Raw genomic sequence first — 16,118 nt, forward strand, 5'->3', positions numbered from 1 at the left:
TGGCTGGGTCGGGAGCCGGCCAGCGGCCGGCACTACCGGAACCCTGGCTGGGTCGGGAGCCGGCCAGCGGCCGGCACTACCGGAACCCTGGCTGGGTCGGGAGCCGGCCAGCGGCCGGCACTACCGGAACCCTGGCTGGGTCGAGAGCCGGCCAGCGGCCGGCACTACCGGTGGGCAGCCAGCGGCCGGTGGGCGCTCAGCGGATCACCAGGACCGGCACGGTGCTGCGTGCCAGCACCTCGGCGGTCTGGCTGCCGAGCAGCACGCGGGTCACGCCCCGGCGGCCGTGGGAGGTCATCACGATCAGGTCGCTGCTGCGCTCGGTGGCCGTGTCGATGATGCCGTCGGCGGCATAGCGGTCCAGCACGTGCACCACGTTGGCCCGCAGGCCCTGTGCCTCGGCGGTGGCCTTGGCCGGGGCCAGCAGCTTCTGCGCGGTCTCTTCGCGGTCGGCCTTGTACTCGGGGCTGTTCATGTAGCCCACGCTCCAGCCCATCGCGTCGTACATGCCCACCGCCCACGGCTCGGACACGGTCACGATATCGACCTCGGCATCGAGGTCCTTGGCCAGCTCCAGGCCTTTGAGCAGGCCCTTTTCAGACAGCTCCGAGCCGTCGGTGGCAATCAGGATTCGCTTGTACATGGCAGGCGCCGTCCCTGTGGTCATTGGAAGAGCCACCATTGCACACCCGCTGTGCAGGCGTTGCGTTGCGCTGGATCAATCGCGCCTGCGGCGCACGTCAGCGCAGGCGCAGCACCCGCTGCGGGCGGATGCCGGCGGCCAGCGCCGCCACCGCCAACGCCACCGCCGTGGCCCAGAACGGCCAGGCCCCCAGCAGCGCGCACAGGCCGCTCGGCCGGGGTTCGCAGCGCAGCCGGGCCAGGTCCAGGCCGCCCCCGCCCTGCAGGCAGGCGTAGGCGTGTTCGAACAGGGCCAGTACCGGCGCCATCCAGCCCGCCGACAGCGACAGCGCCACCAGGACAGCCAACAGGTAGGGGATTCCCTTGTTCATTTGCGCGCTCCCAGCGGACAGCGCCAGACTCTGGGCGCCGCGCCGGAGGGCCACAAGCGGCACGCGACGAATCGGCCGATTCACGGGATGAGTGCGCGGCCCCGGGCGATGAGTCGCGCCCGGTGCGGGCCGGAGGGGCCCGGCCCGCGCCGCCGCCGGCCTAGCGGCTGACGCTGACCTGCCAGCCGCCGTCCTCGTGCGGCTGCCAGTCGAACTCGACCGGCAGGAACTTCTCGATCAGGCGCGCATTGCTGGCCAGGTGCTCGCTGATCGCCGCCGTGGTGAAGGTGCCGGCACCGGCCAGCGCCATCGGCAGCAGCAGCTGGTCGGACAGGTATTCGCCCACGCAGCACCGGCCATCCAGGTACTGCTGCACCTGCCCGGCCAGGCGCGCGCCGACCTGCTCGGCCGACACCCCGCGCTCGCCGTGCCCGCTGAACACCTCCACGTGGTCGACATGGCGCACATGCACCAGCGCCACGTTGCCCGGCCCCAGCGCCGGCCGCACCACCTGCACGTGGCGCGGATGCGGGTCCACGCCGAGCGTGTCGGCCAGCACCTGCAGTTCGCGCTGGCCGATGTTGGCCGGCAGCCCGGACATCAGCACCTTGGCCTCGATCGAGGCCAGCGCGCCGCGCGTGCTGAAGTCGCAGGCCTGCAGGGCCGCGCAGGGCGCCACCTCGACCTGCAGCACGCCACCGCCGGCCGGGTGGAAACCATGCTGCTGCAACTGCAGCGAGGCCTGCACGCCCATCCGCGCCAGCGCCGGCAGGTAGCTGTCGGCGATGAAGTCGGCACTGGGGGCCAGCGGGTTGTGGGTGCCGCCCTCCAGCTGCACGCGCGATGGGCCGTCGGCCTGCCACAGCGCCGGCAGGATGGTCTGCAGCACCAGCGTGGCCGAGCCGGCACTGCCGGTGGCGAACTGGTACGTGCCGGCGCTGACCGGGCCCGGCTCGAAACGCAGGGCGGTGGCGCCGATCTGCGCACCGTGCGTGCTGGCATTGCCCACCCGCGTGGCCGCGTTCACTGCGGTGAGGTGCTGGCGCATCAAGCCGGGACGGCGACGCCTGGCGCGGATGTCGCCGATGGTGAAGCCGATGCCGGTGCACAGGCTCAGGGTGAGCGCCGAGCGCAGCAGCTGGCCGCCGCCCTGGCTGCCATCGATATCCATCATGTCCATGTGTGTGTTCCTCCTGCGCGCGGCGCAGTGTACGCCGCGCGCGTTGCCTTCAACCCTTCACGCAGACCACCTGGCGCAGCGTGTGCATGATCTCCACCAGGTCGCGCTGGGCCGCCATCACCGCTTCGATCGGCTTGTAGGCGGCCGGCGACTCGTCCACCACCTCCCCGTCCTTGCGGCACTCCACGTGCGCGGTCGCCTTGGCGTGGTCCTCCACGCTGATCAGCTTGCGCGCCTGGGTGCGGCTCATCACGCGGCCGGCGCCGTGGCTGCAGCTGTTGAAGCTCTGCTCGTTGCCCAGGCCGCGCACGATGAAGCTCTTGGCGCCCATGCTGCCCGGGATGATGCCCAGCTCGCCCTTGCGCGCGCTCACCGCGCCCTTGCGGGTGACCATGACGTCCTTGCCAAAGTGGTGCTCGCGGCTCACGTAGTTGTGGTGGCAGTTGACCGCCTCGGCCTGCGCCTGGAACGGCTTGCTGATCACCGTGCGCACCGCGGCCACCACGTTGCCCATCATGATCTCGCGGTTCATGCGGGCGAAGCGCTGCGCCCAGTCCACGGCGAATACGTAATCGCCGTAATGGGCGCTGCCCTCGGGCAGGTAGGCCAGGTCCTGGTCGGGCAGGTTGATCATCCAGCGACGCATCTCCTGCTTGGCCAGCTCGATGAAGTAGGTGCCGATCGCATTGCCCACGCCGCGCGAGCCGGAGTGCAGCATGAACCACACGCGCTGTTCTTCATCCAGGCAGATTTCCACGAAGTGGTTGCCGGTGCCCAGCGTGCCCAGGTGCTTGAGGTTGTTGGTGTTCTTCAGCCTGGGGTGGCGCTCACAGATCAGCGCGAAATCATCGACCAGCTGCGACCAGCCTTCCACTGCCAGCGCCGGCGGCGTGTCCCAGCTGCCCTTGTCGCGGCCGCGGCCGACACTGCGGCCGTGCGGCACGGCACGCTCGATCGCGCTGCGCATCGCCGACAGGTTGTCGGGCAGGTCGCTGGCGGTCAGCGTGGTGCGGGTGGCGATCATGCCGCAGCCGATGTCCACGCCCACCGCAGCCGGGATGATCGCGCCGATGGTCGGCACCACCGAGCCGATGGTGGCGCCCTTGCCGAGGTGGACGTCGGGCATCACGGCGATCCAGCGGTGGATGAAGGGCAGCTGCGCGATGTTCTGCAGCTGCTCGCGCGCGGCGTCCTCCAGCGCGACGCCGCGCGTCCACAATTTGATCGGCGCCGCGCCCGGCTGCTGGATGACGTCGTAGTTGTCGCTCATGTCGATGGTCCTTGTTCGATGTCCTGGGGGAAGGCGTGCGTGGCATGGCCCCGGGCAGGCCCGGCTGGCCCCATTGCCAGCCGGGCAGTGCCCCTGCCGCCTCGCGGCGACATGCACCCTGTGCCGCGAGGCGACCGTGGCGGCCTGCATCGCGTCCTGGGGGGAATAGAGCAATGGGCGTGCCAACTTTTCATCCAGAGATGTATCCAACTGATTTCATTGCTGTTTCATGGATTTCCAGGGGCCAGACCCAAGCGCGGAACCGGCGCTTTGTATATATTTGCAGCGCACTTCTTATAAGGATGGCTATGCGTAAGCGACAGATCGTGTTCGGGATGCTGGGCATCCAGCTCGATGCCGGCACCGGGCCGGCGCGCTGGCAGAAGTGGCGCCCGACGGTGGCCCTGGGCATGCACGAGGACTTCGTGCCCGACCGCATCGAGCTGCTGCTGGACGAGCGCCGCTTCGGCACGCTGGCCAGGCGGGTGTGCGAAGACCTGGCGCTGACCGCGCCGGAGACCGAAGTGCGCGTGCACGACACCTACATGGCCGACCCCTGGGAGTTCGAGGAGGTGTATGCGTGCCTGCACGACTTCCTGGCCGGCTACCCGTTCGTGCCGGAGGAAGAGGACTACTACATCCACATCACCACCGGCACGCACGTCGGCCAGATCTGCTGGTTCCTGCTGACCGAAAGCCGGCACTTCCCCGGGCGGCTGCTGCAGACCTCGCCGCCGCGCAAGCAGGCCGTGGGCGATCCGGGCACCTATGCGGTGATCGACCTGGACCTGTCGCGCTACGACCACATCGCCCAGCGCTTCGCCCAACAGCAGCTGCAGGACCGCGACCTGCTCAAGGGCGGCATCGCCACGCGCAACGCCGCCTTCAACCGCATGATCGAACAGATCGAAATCGTGGCCACCCGTTCGCGTGCGCCGATGCTGCTGATGGGCCCCACCGGCGCCGGCAAGAGCCAGCTGGCGCGGCGCGTGTTCGAACTGAAGAAGCTCAAGCACCAACTGCCGGGGCGCTTTGTGGAAGTGAACTGCGCCACGCTGCGCGGCGACGGCGCGATGAGCACCTTGTTCGGCCATACCAAGGGGGCCTACACCGGAGCCGCCAGCGACCGTGCCGGGCTGCTGCGCTCGGCCGACAAGGGGCTGCTGTTCCTGGATGAGATCGGCGAGCTGGGCCAGGACGAACAGGCGATGCTGCTGCGTGCGCTGGAAGAAAAGCGCTTCCTGCCGGTGGGCAGCGACCGCGAGGTGGAGAGCGACTTCCAGCTGATCGCCGGCACCAACCGCGACCTGCAGCAGGCCGTGCGCGAGGGCCGATTCCGCGAGGACCTGCTGGCCCGGCTCAACCTGTGGACCTACCCGCTGCCCGGGCTGGCCCAGCGCCGCGAGGACATCGAACCGAACGTGGTGTTCGAGCTGGAGCGGTGGTCGCGCGAGCAGCACGCCCAGGTGCGCTTCAACGTGGAAGCGCGCGCGCGTTACCTGGCCTTCGCCACCAGCAGCGAAGCGACCTGGCGCGGCAACTTCCGCGACCTGGGCGCCTCGATCATGCGGCTGGCCACGCTGGCCACCGCCGGGCGCATCCAGGCCGATGGGGTGGACGAGGAAATCGCGCGGCTGCGCGCGCAGTGGCACGAGGGCCCGGCCCATTCGCCGCTGGACGCGCTGCTGGGTGAGGCGGCGGCCGAGCTGGACCGCTTCGACCGGGTGCAGCTGGAGGAGGTGGTGCGCGTGTGTGCGGGCTCGCCGTCGCTGTCGGCGGCGGGCCGTGCGTTGTTCGCGGTGTCACGCACGCAGCGGGCCAGCACCAACGATGCCGACCGGCTGCGCAAGTACCTGGCCCGGTTCGGCCTGGACTGGGAGCAGGTGCGCGGCCAGCGCCCCTGATGGGCGATCGCCCCGTGCGCCGGGGCGGGGCCCGCCAGGCGGCGTGCAGCCGACAAGCGGTCGGCGCCACAGGGGCCATACGGACGCGGGGCTCAGGCGATCTTGACCACGCGTGCGCCCTGGCACAGCGGGTAGGTGGCCACCAGGTCGGCGATGCGCTCGTGCAGGATCTCGAACGACACGCCGTACAGGTACAGCGCCGTTTCGGTTGGCCCCTGCCACCAGCTGCAGATCTCGCCCACGCCGTCGATGCGCTCGACGATCTGCTCGAACACGTAATTGGAATCGCACTGCTCGTAGACCTCATCGGGCAGGTCGGTGCCGTTGAGGTACAGCGCCAGGCCTTCGGTGACGCCGAACGGCTGGTCCGGTTCGCCTGCGCGCTGGATCAGCGAGCCCTTGGGCGCACCCAGCTGTTCCAGCAGTTCGACCACGCCCGGCAGCGAGGCCGGATCGTCCAGCGCGATCTCGATATCGCCGTACTCCACTTCACCGTCATCGGACAACGCGGTGCCGCCACCGGTGAGCTGGCCCAGCGCCGCACTTTCCAGCAACGCATCAAGCGGATCCTCGAACAGCTCGTGGCGGTGCTCCGGCTGCAGCCGGGCGTTCAACTTGACGGTGATGTGCAACGGGGAGTCGGTCATGGTGCAAGCCAGCGCGAAGGGGAAGACGGCCATTGTAGTGCCGGCCGCCGGCCGGCTCCCGACCACTGCGGGAACGGAGCCAGGCGTGCATCCGCACCCCCGTGCGCCGCCCTCAGCGCAGCAGCGGCGCCACCTTGCGCTCCAGCAGCGCCACCAGCGCCGGCTGCATGAAGGTGTAGTCGTCGGGGATATCCAGGCAGACGATGCGCTTGCCGCCCAGCCAGGGCCGGAACCGGCTGGCCAGGCGGCTGCGGTGGGCGCGCTCCATCACGATGATGAGGTCGGCCCACTGCAGCAGTTCCGGGCTGACCGGCACGTCGGCGTCGGGCTTGAGCCCAGCCGACGCGGTGTCGATGCCGGGCCAGTCGGCGAACACCTGCTCGGCCGTCGGGCTGCGCAGGCGGTTCTGGCTGCAGATGAAGAGCACGCGGCGGCTCATCCCTGGCGCGCCCGCCTCACAGCACCGTGAGGTTGGCGTAGGCCATCACCAGCCACTTGCTGCCGGCCTCGGCGAACTCCACCTGCACGCGCGCGTGCTGGCCGTTGCCTTCGTAGTCGGTGACCATGCCTTCACCGAACTTGGGATGGTTGACCAGCGCGCCCAGCTTCAGCGGCGGCGCTTCCAGCGCGGCGTGGCCCATCACCCGGTTGGCGCCGAGCGAGGCGGTGCGCGAAACCTGCACCTTGGGGCGCACTTCGTTGAGCAGCTCGCGCGGGATCTCGCGCAGGAAGCGCGAGGGCACGTTGTAGTTTTCCTGGCCGTGGATGCGCCGCGATTCGGCGTAGCTGAGCACCAGCTTCTGGCGTGCGCGGGTGATGCCCACGTAGGCCAGGCGGCGCTCTTCCTCCAGCCGGCCGCTTTCTTCCAGCGAGCGTGCGCTGGGGAACAGGCCATCTTCCATGCCGGCCAGGAACACGATCGGGAACTCCAGGCCCTTGGCCGAGTGCAGCGTCATCAGCTGGACGCCCTCCTCGCCCGCCTGGGCCTGGCCTTCGCCGGCCTCCAGCGAGGCATAGGACAGGAAGGCGACCAGTTCGCTCATGGTCTCGCCGGTCTCTTCGATGTCGTCCTCGCGGCGCACGAACCGCGAGGCCACCGAGACCAGTTCGTCCAGGTTGTCCGCGCGCGATTCGGAATCCAGCGCGTTGCGGCTTTCCTTGGACCAGTGCTCGCGCAGGCCCGAGCGCAGCAGCACGTGGTCGATGCGCTCGGCCAGGGTCATTTCGCCGGCTTCGCCGTGCAGCTGGTTGACCAGGGTGAGGAAGCCGGCCAGCGCGTTGCGTGCGCGCGCGGCCAGTTCGTTGCCCTGGGTGGTCAGCATGGTGGCCTCCCACAGCGAGATGGCCTGGGCGCGCGCCAGGCGGCGCACCTCGTCCAGCGTGCGGTCGCCGATGCCACGGGTGGGCGTGTTGACCGCGCGCTCGAAGGCGGCGTCATCGTTGCGGTTGGTCATCAGGCGCAGGTAGGCCAGCGCATCCTTGATTTCGGCGCGCTCGAAGAAGCGCATGCCGCCGTATACGCGGTACGGCACCTGCTCGGCGATCAGCGCTTCTTCAAACGCACGCGACTGCGCGTTGCTGCGGTAGAGCACGGCGGCATCGCCGTAGCTGCCGCCATCGCGCACCCACTGGCGCGCGCGCTCGACCACGTAACGCGCCTCGTCCATTTCGTTGTAGGCCGCGTACAGGTCGATCGGATCGCCATCGCCGCTGTCGGTCCACAGCTGCTTGCCGATGCGGTCGGGGTTGTGCGCGATCACCGCGTTGGCCGCGCCCAGGATGTTGGCGCTGGAGCGGTAGTTCTGCTCCAGCCGCACGGTCTGCGCGCCCGGGAAATCCTTGAGGAAGCGCTGGACGTTCTCGACCTTGGCGCCGCGCCAGCCGTAGATGGCCTGGTCGTCGTCGCCGACCACGAACACGTGGCCGCTGTCGCCGGCCAGCACCCGCACGAAGGCGTACTGGATGGCGTTGGTGTCCTGGAATTCGTCCACCAGGATCTCGCGGAAACGCGAGCGGTAATGGGCCAGCAGCGCCGGGTTGTCGCGCAGCAGCTCATGGGCGCGCAGCAGCAGCTCGGCGAAATCGACCAGTCCGGCGCGGTCGCAGCGCTCCTGGTAGGCGATGTAGGCCTGGCGCATGGTCTCCAGCCACGCATCGTGCGGCTCGGGCTGGATGTGCTGCGGGCGGCGGCCTTCGTCCTTCTGCTCGTTGATCCACCACGCGATCTGCTTGGGCGGGTACTTGCCGTCGTCGATCTCCAGCTGCTGCACCACGCGCTTGACCAGGCGCAGCTGGTCGTCCGAGTCCAGCACCTGGAAGCTGTCGGGCAGCCTGGCATCCTGGTAATGCAGGCGCAGCAGGCGGTGGGCCAACCCGTGGAACGTGCCGATCCACGCCCCGCGGCTGCCCTGCGGCAGTTGCAGGTCGATGCGGTGGCGCATCTCGCCGGCGGCCTTGTTGGTGAAGGTGACCGCGAAAATGCCATGGGTGGGCACGCCGCAGACTTCATTGAGCCAGGCGATGCGGTGGATAAGCACGCGGGTCTTGCCGGAACCGGCACCGGCAAGCACCAGATGGTGGCCGGGCGGGGCGGACACAGCTTCGCGCTGGGCGGGGTTGAGCCCGTCGAGCAAGTGGGAGACATCCATGCGCCTATTTTACGCACGTGCCGTGTACGGCGGGCAGCGCGCGGCGGGGCATTCCCCACTCGATTCAGCGTGGCGGGGCGGCGTCTTCCTCTGCCAGCCGCCGGGCCAGGTTGGCGCGGCCCTGCGCGGCGTAGCGCTGGCAGGCCTGGGGCTGCACGAGCGAGGTGCCGGGCGCCCCGTCCAGGCGGGCAAACAGATTGCTGCCCAGCGGATGCGGGGTGATCTGGATGTCGCACGGCAGCGCGGCCAGCGTCGCCAGCCCCGCCTCGAAGGCGGTGATCGCCGCGGGATGGTCGCGGTAGCGGTACTGCGCATCGGACAGGGCACTCACGCTGTCGGTGTAGGCCATCGCGTGGCAGCGCCCGTCTTCGCAGGCGCGCCAGGTCCAGCTGGTGCCGCCGGGGGTGTGGCCGGGCGTGGCGTGGGCGGTGAGGGCCAGCGGGCCGACCCGCACCGTTTCGCCGTCGGCGATGACCGCCACCCTGGCCACCGCGGGGAACGCCGCATGCGGCTCCAGCTGCTGCGGGTCGCTGCGGTCGCCGTGGCCACGACGCAGTGCGGCCGCCGCCGGCGCCCGCGCCAGCAGCGGCGCACCGGTCACCTGCTGCAGGTAGGCCAGGCCGGCGGCGTGGTCGTGGTGTTCGTGCGAGTTGAGCAGGTACTTCACCTGCGCCGGATCGAAGCCGAGCGCGCGGATGTTGGCGGCGATCAACGGGCCGGCCGCTTCGGTGCCGCCATCGATCAGCACGTGGCCCTGGTCGGAGGTCACCAGCACCGCCGACAACCCGCAGGTGCCCACGTACCAGGTGTTGCCGTAGATCCGGCGCGGCGGGGCGCGATCGTCCCAGCCGTCCATCGCCGACGCGCTCGCCGGGCAGGCCGGCACGGCCGCCGGCCGCGTGTCGGTGCCGCCGGTTGCCGGGGGCGTCACCGCGCCCACGGGCGGGCAGGCGGCCACGCCGGCCAGGGCCAGCAGCGTGGCGAGGGGAAGGCGGGTGGTACGGCGGGGGGCGAGGGTCATCGATGCGTCTCCGGTGTCATCACCGCAGCGTAAGGCGGGCCCGACCGCGCCACCATCGCGAAAAATCAGGTGCAGCCATGAGCCCGCCTGATGCCTGCCGCTCAGCCCAGCGCGCGGGCCGCCGCCTGCTGCGCCTGGCCGCGCAGCTCGGGGATGGCCAGGCTTTCCCACAAGGTGCCGATGCGCAGGCTGCCGACCACCTGCACGCCGGCGTGCGGCTGGCCGTTGGCATCGAGCAGTGCGCCCTGCTCCACCGAGGTGGCCAGGCCCAGCCCATGCGGGCCGGGGCGGGCGTGGCCGTCGTCCAGCAACTGCTGGACCAGCGGGTTGCGCATGGCAGCGGCGCGGGTCTCCACGCCGGTGGCATTGATCAGCGCGGCAACGCGCAGCGGCGGCCGGCCCGCGCCGGCCTGCACCTGCAGGGCGCCGTCGACCGCCTGCACCGTGTCCAGGCGGCCGCGATGGCGTTGCAGGCGACCGTCGCGTTCCAGTGCGGCCACCTGGGCGTGCACGTCCTCGGCGATCCGGTGGCGGTGCACGTCCCAATAGCGCACCGCATGGCGCAGGAAGCGGCGCTGGTCGGCCTCGTCCAGGCTCAGCCACAGCGCCTGGCCCAACGGCCGGATCCGGTCCATCACCCCCTGCCACGGCAGCCCCTGCGCCTGCGCATCGCGTGCGTGGGCGCGCAGGCAGTGCAGGCGCTGGCGCAGCGACATGGCCAGCAGCGGCTGCGGATCGAAGTCGGCCTGCCCGCCATGCGCGTGCGGCAACGGCAGCAACGCGTGGCGCGACAGCACGTGCACGCGGCCGCGATGCCCGGCATTGGCCAGCGCCACCACGCTGTCGGCCATGCTCAGGCCCGAGCCGACGATGGCCAGGTCGCCCTCGCCGGCCAGCAGGCGCACGCCGTCGTAATCCCACGCATCCACCACGGTGCCGGCCGGCAACACGGCCGCGCCGGCGACCGGCAACGGCCGCATGCTGTTGCCGCACGCCAGCACCACCTGGCGCGCCTGCCAGGCCGTGCCATCGGCAAGCACCAGCTGCTGGGCCTGGGCGCCCGGCTGCAGGCCCACCACCGCGATCTGCACCACGTCCAGGCGTGCCGGGCTGTCGGCCTGGGCCTGCTCAAGCCGCGCCTGCAGGTACGGCGCATACAGGCGGCGCGGCGCGTACGCGGCGGCCACCGCCTCGCGCGCGAGCGCGGGGAAGGCGTCCACCTCCAGCGCGTAGGCCAGGAAGTCGTCGGGGGCCTGCGGCAGTGCGCTCATCTTGCCCACCGGCACGTTGAGCAGGTGCTCCGGCCACGGCGTGGCGTAGGCGATGCCCTGGCCCAGCACCGACGCCGGTTCGAACACGACGATGCGGGTGGCGGCGGTGGCGCTGCGCAGGGCATGCAGGGCGACCAGGACGCCGGCCGCGCCCCCGCCGACGATGGCCAGGTCGCACTGGCAGGTGGTATCGGATGCGCTCATGGCCGCATTGTAGGCGATGGCCGTGCGCGCGCCGGCAACACCGCGGGCACTCACATCAACGCGTCGGCCAGGCGCGCGATGCCCTCGCGGCTGCGTCGCCAGGCGGCACGCTCGCGCCAGGTGTCCAGGTCGAGCATTCGCGACTGCTGCAGGTAGTCGTTCTCGATGCGCAGCAACTGCGCCACGATGCCGCGGTCGTAGCAGAGCATGCCCAGCTCGGCGTTGAGCGCGAACGAGCGGATGTCCAGGTTGATCGAACCGACCAGCGCGATGTCCTCATCCACGGTGAGGTGCTTGGCATGCAGGAAACACGGCTCGTACAACGCGATGCGCACGCCGCTGCGCAGCAGCTCGTCGTAATAGGCTTCCTGGGCCCACGCGGTGAGCCGCTGGTTGCTGCTGGCCGACAGGATCAGCTGCACCTGCACGCCGGACAGCGCGGCGATGCGCAGTGCACTGAGCGTGGCCTCGTCGGGCACGAAGTACGGCGTGACCAGCACGATGCGGCGGCGCGCGAGGTGGATCAGCGCATTGACCGCATCGCGCGCGTTGCTGAAGGGATAGGCCGGGCCGCTGGGCAACAGCTGGGTGGCCACATCGTCCGAGCACACCGGCACGGCCGTGAGCACGTCCAGGCGCTGGCCGGTTTCCATGTACCAGTCACTGGCGAACACGGCCTCCAGGTGCGCCACGCCCGGGCCGCGCACGCGTGCCACCAGCTCCTTGTTGGGGAAGCCCGGCACGAACTGCGGCTGGGCCAGATTCTGCGAGCCGATGTAGCCCACGCGGTTGTCGATCACGGCGATCTTGCGATGGTTGCGCAGGTCCATGCGCCCGCTGCGGCGCCAGCGCAGGCCGCCGGGCAACATGGCGCGCACGTCCACGCCGAGGGCCTGCAGGCGCCGCCGGTAGTGGCGCAGGCCGCGCTTGGCACCCACCGCATCCAGCAGCAGGCGGCAGTGCACGCCGCGCGCGGCCGCCCGCTGCAGGGCCTGCACGATCGCCTCGCCGACGGCGTCGTCGAACATCAGGTAGTACAGCAGGTGGACGCGGTCGCGGGCCTGGTCGATATCGGCGATCAGTGCCTGCAGCGAGGCGTCGTAGTCGGTCAGCAGTTCCACGGCGTTGCCGTGGATGGGCATGAAGTCGCCCTGCCGCTCGATCAGGGGCACGATTTCGGCGGTGGCGGTATCGGGCGCGGGGGTCCAGCGCAGCGGGGGCTGCAGGGCCTGCTCCTCGCGGATGACCTGCGAGGCCTCGGCTTGCCGCAGGACGCGCTGCCGCGAGAGCCAGGGATGGCCGAACAGCAGGTAGAGCGGCAACCCCAGCAGCGGCACGAACCCGACCAGCAGCAACCAGCTGCGCGCAGCGCCCGGGGTGGTGCGGGTGGGAATCCAGAACAGCGCGGCCAGCCGGATGAGCCAATCCAGCATCAGCAACCCGGAACCCAGCAGCCACTCGAACAGCATCGCGTCGCCCGTTGGAAGGATGGCCCGCATTCTGCCACGCAGCCCGTGGATGGGCGGTCAGGGCGGGCCGGGTAGGGGCGGGGCGCGCACCGAAAAGACCGAAACGGTAGTGCCGGCCGCTGGCCGGCATCCCACAGCCTCCTTTGTTCCCAACGACCACCGGCCAACAGCCAGTGCTGCAGCTGTAGAACTCCCGGCGGGCACCCGCGCCCCCACCGCGCGCGACCAAGCTGGCACTAGCAGGAATTGATTCCCCGCCCGTACAGCGCACGCAAAAAAGGCTCTTCGCCCATCTGCGGGGAAAGACTTTGCTGAAGCGCGCGAGTGCATGCCTTGTCGCTTGGGGCGGGTACGGGCGGGGGTGCGGGACACGCTGCAAGTACGTCCCTGTAAGCTCGACATACGCCATCCATGGCGTATGACGGTCCCGCACCCCCACCCGTACCCGCCCTTGGACAGTAGGCCGGTGCGCACAGAAAAAGCCGGTAGTGCCGGCCGCTGGCCGGCATCCCACAGCCTCCTTTGTTCCCAACGACCACCGGCCAACAGCCCGTGACGCGGCCGTTGATTTCCCCGCGCGACCGGGCTGGCACTCGCAAGGCTTCATACGCCGCGACGACACAACCCCGCAAGTGGGCGAAGGACCAAAAAAAACCCGCCACAAGGGCGGGTCTTTTCGTCGGGAAGATCAGCAATCCTTGCGGATTACTTGATCTTGCCTTCCTTGTACGGGACGTGCTTGCGCACGACCGGATCGTACTTCAGGAATTCCATCTTCCCGGGGGTGTTCTTCTTGTTCTTGTCCGTCGTGTAGAAGTGGCCGGTACCGGCCGTCGAAATCAGACGGATCTTGTCGCGCTTGCCTGCCATGATCGTTTACTCCTCAGACCTTTTCGCCGCGCGCACGCAGCTCAGCCAGAACGGAATCAATGCCGTTCTTGTCGATGGTGCGCAGGGCATGCGCGGAAACACGAAGCTTCACCCAGCGGTTCTCGCTGGCCACCCAGAAACGGCGCTCGTGCAGATTGGGCAGGAAACGACGACGGGTCTTGTTGTTGGCGTGCGAGACGTTGTTACCCGTCTGCACTCGCTTGCCGGAAACCTGGCATACGCGGGACATTGCGCACCTCGATGAAAGTAATTGTCAGCCCATAGCCCGGGCGACGGCGGCCTCGACGGTTGCCCGCCACACGTCATGAGAAACAAAGGGTTACGCTGTCGAGGGCGGGCCGGATGACGTGTTCCCGGCCGCCGATCCGGATATTTCCGGACACAGCGAGCCGCGCATTATGCCCCACCCCCCGCCCCGGTGCAAGTTGTCCACAGGGCAGCCGGCGCCCGCCGCCCGTTCGCATGGCCGTCAAGGCGCGGCGGCGATACTGGCGCCCCCCTTCCAGAGCCCCCCATGAAGCTGCTGGCCCTGACCTACGGCACCGAAGGCGACACCCGCCCGCTGGTGATGCTCTGCCATGGCCTGCAGGCCGCCGGCCACGAGGTGATGCTGCTGGCCGAAGCCGCCACCCTCGGCAGCGCGCAGGCGCTGGGCGTGCCCCATGCCGCGCTGGAAGGCGACATCCATGATGAGGTCGTGGCGCTGGTCGCGCGTGGCAACAACACGCTGGCCGCCTCGCGCGGGCTGGCCCGGATGGCGCGCCGCCACGTGGCCGGCTGGATGGCCCAGGCCGACGCCGCCGCTGCCGGCTGCGATGCGGTGCTGACCGGTGGGCTGGCCGCGCTGGTGGGCATGAGCGTGGCCGAGGGCCGCCGCCTGCCGGCGATCGGCCTGGGCATGATCCCGCTTACCCCCACCACCGCCTTCGCCTCGCCCTTCCTGCCCCGGCTGCCATTGCCCGGGGCGCTGAACCGGCTTAGTTATGGGCTGGTCAACCAGGCGGTCTGGCGCACCTTCCGCGCCCCGATCAACCAGGCCCGGCAGGCCGGGGGCCTGCCCGCCCGGCGCCGGCTGTGGACCGGCCTGCCGATGCTCTACGGGATCTCGCCGAGCCTGCTGCCGGCCCCGGGCGACTGGCCGCCCGACCACCGGATCTGCGGGCAATGGCGGCGGCCGGACGCGCCGTGGCAACCGCCCCCGGCGCTGCAGGCCTTCCTCGCTGCCGGCCCGCCACCGGTCTACCTGGGCTTTGGCAGCATGACCGGCTTCGACCGCGAACGCGTGCTGCCGGCCCTGCTGGCCGCGCTGGCGCCGCGCCGGGTGCTGCTGTTCCCCGGCTGGGCCGGGCTGCCCGCCGGCCCCCTGCCCGCCCACGTGTTCGTGGTCGGCGCCACGCCGCACGAGGCACTGTTCCCCCGTTGCGCGCTGGTGATCCATCACGGCGGCAGCGGCACCACCCACTCGGCCTGCCGCGCCGGGGTGCCCTCGCTGGTGATGCCCTTTGCCGCCGACCAGTTCTTCTGGGCCGCCCGGCTGCAGGCACTCGGCGTGGCGCCGGCGGCGCTGTCGCCGACGCGGCTGGAGGCCGGCACGCTGGCGCGCGCGTTGGCGTTTGCCGAAGCCGCCGCGACACGGGCGCGCGCGGCGGCGTTGGGGCAAGCGATGGCGGGCGAAGACGGCGTGGCCGAGGCGGTCGCGTGGATCGAGCAATGGCGCGGCATGCCGATGCGTCGGGGCGAAGCCGGCCCTGTCGAAGGCGGCTAGCCAACCTTAACGCCGCCAGGCAGGCCGTTTTACAGCGGGCCGGGGGCGTGGCAGTATGCCCCTCACGTGCTGCTGATCGGGACCTGGCAACAGGAAAGTAGCACTGCGGAGACGGGCATGCCCGTACTCTCCTCAGCCTTTGGCGGGATAGGCGCAAGCCGACGCGTTGCACAAGCACCGAGAACGATCTTCGAAAGCGCCCCAGCGATGGGGCGCTTTTTTTGTTCACGGCCGGACGAGGCCCAGCTTGGTGGCCAGCACCTTGCTCACGCGGAACAGACCGTGCCCCTGCGGAAGCACCTGGCCCTGCCAGTCACGGTTGTACGCACTGGCCACCCATATGTGCGCGCGATGCGGTTGTGCGCGTCGGGTGATGCGCGTCCAGATGATGTCGCCATGCCCCATGTCCGTGCAGAAATACTGCTCGCGCGTCTCCCCTCTGACGTGACGGACATGGCGACGTACCGAGGCCTCGAAAAAACGATGCCGCATGAAGTGCGCCACGTCGTGGCTCAACTGATACCGGTCCACGCAGAAGTGGCGTTGCTCGGTGTGGTGCGGGAAACGTGGCCCTTGGCCCTTTTGATCGGTGAACAGGTGGAAGCTGAACATCACATCCACTTCAATGGTCGTACCGAGTACGACAACCGACACGGTAAAGGGATCGAGATGGGAGAGGTCATACACCCGCGCGCCGACCGTGAACTTGCCGTATGACACCTGATGCACTCCATGCGCAGCGCTTCCTTGATGGGGTCGATGATAGCGGCGCTGGGCGGCAGGCGGGTGCGCGCGGCGTCGCATCGTGACGCATCCTGCTGAGGCCGCGCCTACC

The 16,118-nt window shown here is 70.0% G+C and carries 15 protein-coding genes; 2 read left to right on the forward strand and 13 right to left on the reverse strand.

Going from position 1 to position 16,118, the window contains the following annotated elements:
• Window positions 1-196: 196 nt before the first annotated feature.
• The 4 genes from RSA25_RS01045 to RSA25_RS01060 all read right to left on the reverse strand — a co-directional run bounded on the left by RSA25_RS01045 (window position 197) and on the right by RSA25_RS01060 (window position 3,469).
• Window positions 197-643: a universal stress protein gene (locus tag RSA25_RS01045; RefSeq protein WP_332807070.1), complete on the reverse strand. Its 447-nt coding sequence runs from the start codon at window positions 641-643 to the stop codon at window positions 197-199.
• Window positions 644-740: 97 nt separating this feature from the next.
• The gene (locus tag RSA25_RS01050; RefSeq protein ID WP_332807071.1) at window positions 741-1,013 is read right to left on the reverse strand and encodes a hypothetical protein; all 273 of its coding nucleotides are present in this window, start codon (window positions 1,011-1,013) and stop codon (window positions 741-743) included.
• 160 nt (window positions 1,014-1,173) lie between these two features.
• Window positions 1,174-2,193, reverse strand: a complete 1,020-nt coding sequence (gene rtcA, locus RSA25_RS01055) for an RNA 3'-terminal phosphate cyclase (RefSeq protein WP_332807072.1) — start codon at window positions 2,191-2,193, stop codon at window positions 1,174-1,176.
• Between the two features lie 49 nt (window positions 2,194-2,242).
• Window positions 2,243-3,469 carry an RtcB family protein gene (locus RSA25_RS01060; RefSeq protein ID WP_332807125.1) on the reverse strand — a complete coding sequence of 409 codons (1,227 nt, stop codon included), beginning with the start codon at window positions 3,467-3,469 and terminating at the stop codon, window positions 2,243-2,245.
• 302 nt (window positions 3,470-3,771) lie between these two features.
• Between RSA25_RS01060 and rtcR the strand changes: the two genes are divergently transcribed.
• Window positions 3,772-5,367: an RNA repair transcriptional activator RtcR gene (gene rtcR, locus RSA25_RS01065; RefSeq protein WP_332807073.1), complete on the forward strand. Its 1,596-nt coding sequence runs from the start codon at window positions 3,772-3,774 to the stop codon at window positions 5,365-5,367.
• 92 nt (window positions 5,368-5,459) lie between these two features.
• Here the strand turns inward: rtcR and RSA25_RS01070 are convergent, their stop codons facing one another.
• The 8 genes from RSA25_RS01070 to rpmB all read right to left on the reverse strand — a co-directional run bounded on the left by RSA25_RS01070 (window position 5,460) and on the right by rpmB (window position 13,747).
• Window positions 5,460-6,014 (reverse strand): hypothetical protein, encoded by a 555-nt coding sequence (locus RSA25_RS01070; protein ID WP_332807074.1) that lies wholly within the window; start codon window positions 6,012-6,014, stop codon window positions 5,460-5,462.
• Between the two features lie 112 nt (window positions 6,015-6,126).
• Window positions 6,127-6,453, reverse strand: coding sequence for a low molecular weight protein tyrosine phosphatase family protein (locus RSA25_RS01075; protein WP_332807075.1), 327 nt, complete (start codon window positions 6,451-6,453; stop codon window positions 6,127-6,129).
• A gap of 16 nt (window positions 6,454-6,469) precedes the next feature.
• Window positions 6,470-8,662: a DNA helicase II gene (gene uvrD / locus RSA25_RS01080; protein ID WP_332807076.1), complete on the reverse strand. Its 2,193-nt coding sequence runs from the start codon at window positions 8,660-8,662 to the stop codon at window positions 6,470-6,472.
• 64 nt (window positions 8,663-8,726) lie between these two features.
• The gene (gene bla, locus RSA25_RS01085) at window positions 8,727-9,683 is read right to left on the reverse strand and encodes a subclass B3 metallo-beta-lactamase (protein ID WP_332807077.1); all 957 of its coding nucleotides are present in this window, start codon (window positions 9,681-9,683) and stop codon (window positions 8,727-8,729) included.
• A gap of 101 nt (window positions 9,684-9,784) precedes the next feature.
• Window positions 9,785-11,176, reverse strand: a complete 1,392-nt coding sequence (locus RSA25_RS01090) for an FAD/NAD(P)-binding protein (RefSeq protein ID WP_332807126.1) — start codon at window positions 11,174-11,176, stop codon at window positions 9,785-9,787.
• Between the two features lie 32 nt (window positions 11,177-11,208).
• Window positions 11,209-12,627, reverse strand: coding sequence for a cardiolipin synthase (cls, locus tag RSA25_RS01095; protein ID WP_332807127.1), 1,419 nt, complete (start codon window positions 12,625-12,627; stop codon window positions 11,209-11,211).
• Between the two features lie 705 nt (window positions 12,628-13,332).
• Window positions 13,333-13,497 (reverse strand): 50S ribosomal protein L33, encoded by a 165-nt coding sequence (rpmG, locus tag RSA25_RS01100; RefSeq protein WP_042613882.1) that lies wholly within the window; start codon window positions 13,495-13,497, stop codon window positions 13,333-13,335.
• 13 nt (window positions 13,498-13,510) lie between these two features.
• Window positions 13,511-13,747, reverse strand: coding sequence for a 50S ribosomal protein L28 (gene rpmB / locus RSA25_RS01105; RefSeq protein ID WP_005411638.1), 237 nt, complete (start codon window positions 13,745-13,747; stop codon window positions 13,511-13,513).
• Between the two features lie 285 nt (window positions 13,748-14,032).
• Between rpmB and RSA25_RS01110 the strand changes: the two genes are divergently transcribed.
• A complete protein-coding gene (locus RSA25_RS01110) occupies window positions 14,033-15,283 on the forward strand; it encodes a glycosyltransferase (RefSeq protein WP_332807078.1) in 1,251 nt (416 codons plus the stop codon).
• A gap of 225 nt (window positions 15,284-15,508) precedes the next feature.
• On the opposite strand, the gene RSA25_RS01115 is transcribed toward RSA25_RS01110, so the two are convergent.
• Window positions 15,509-16,003 carry a hypothetical protein gene (locus RSA25_RS01115; RefSeq protein WP_332807079.1) on the reverse strand — a complete coding sequence of 165 codons (495 nt, stop codon included), beginning with the start codon at window positions 16,001-16,003 and terminating at the stop codon, window positions 15,509-15,511.
• Between the last annotated feature and the right edge of the window lie 115 nt (window positions 16,004-16,118).

The organism is Stenotrophomonas sp. (genome assembly GCF_036662295.1).
Taxonomy (GTDB): domain Bacteria; phylum Pseudomonadota; class Gammaproteobacteria; order Xanthomonadales; family Xanthomonadaceae; genus Stenotrophomonas.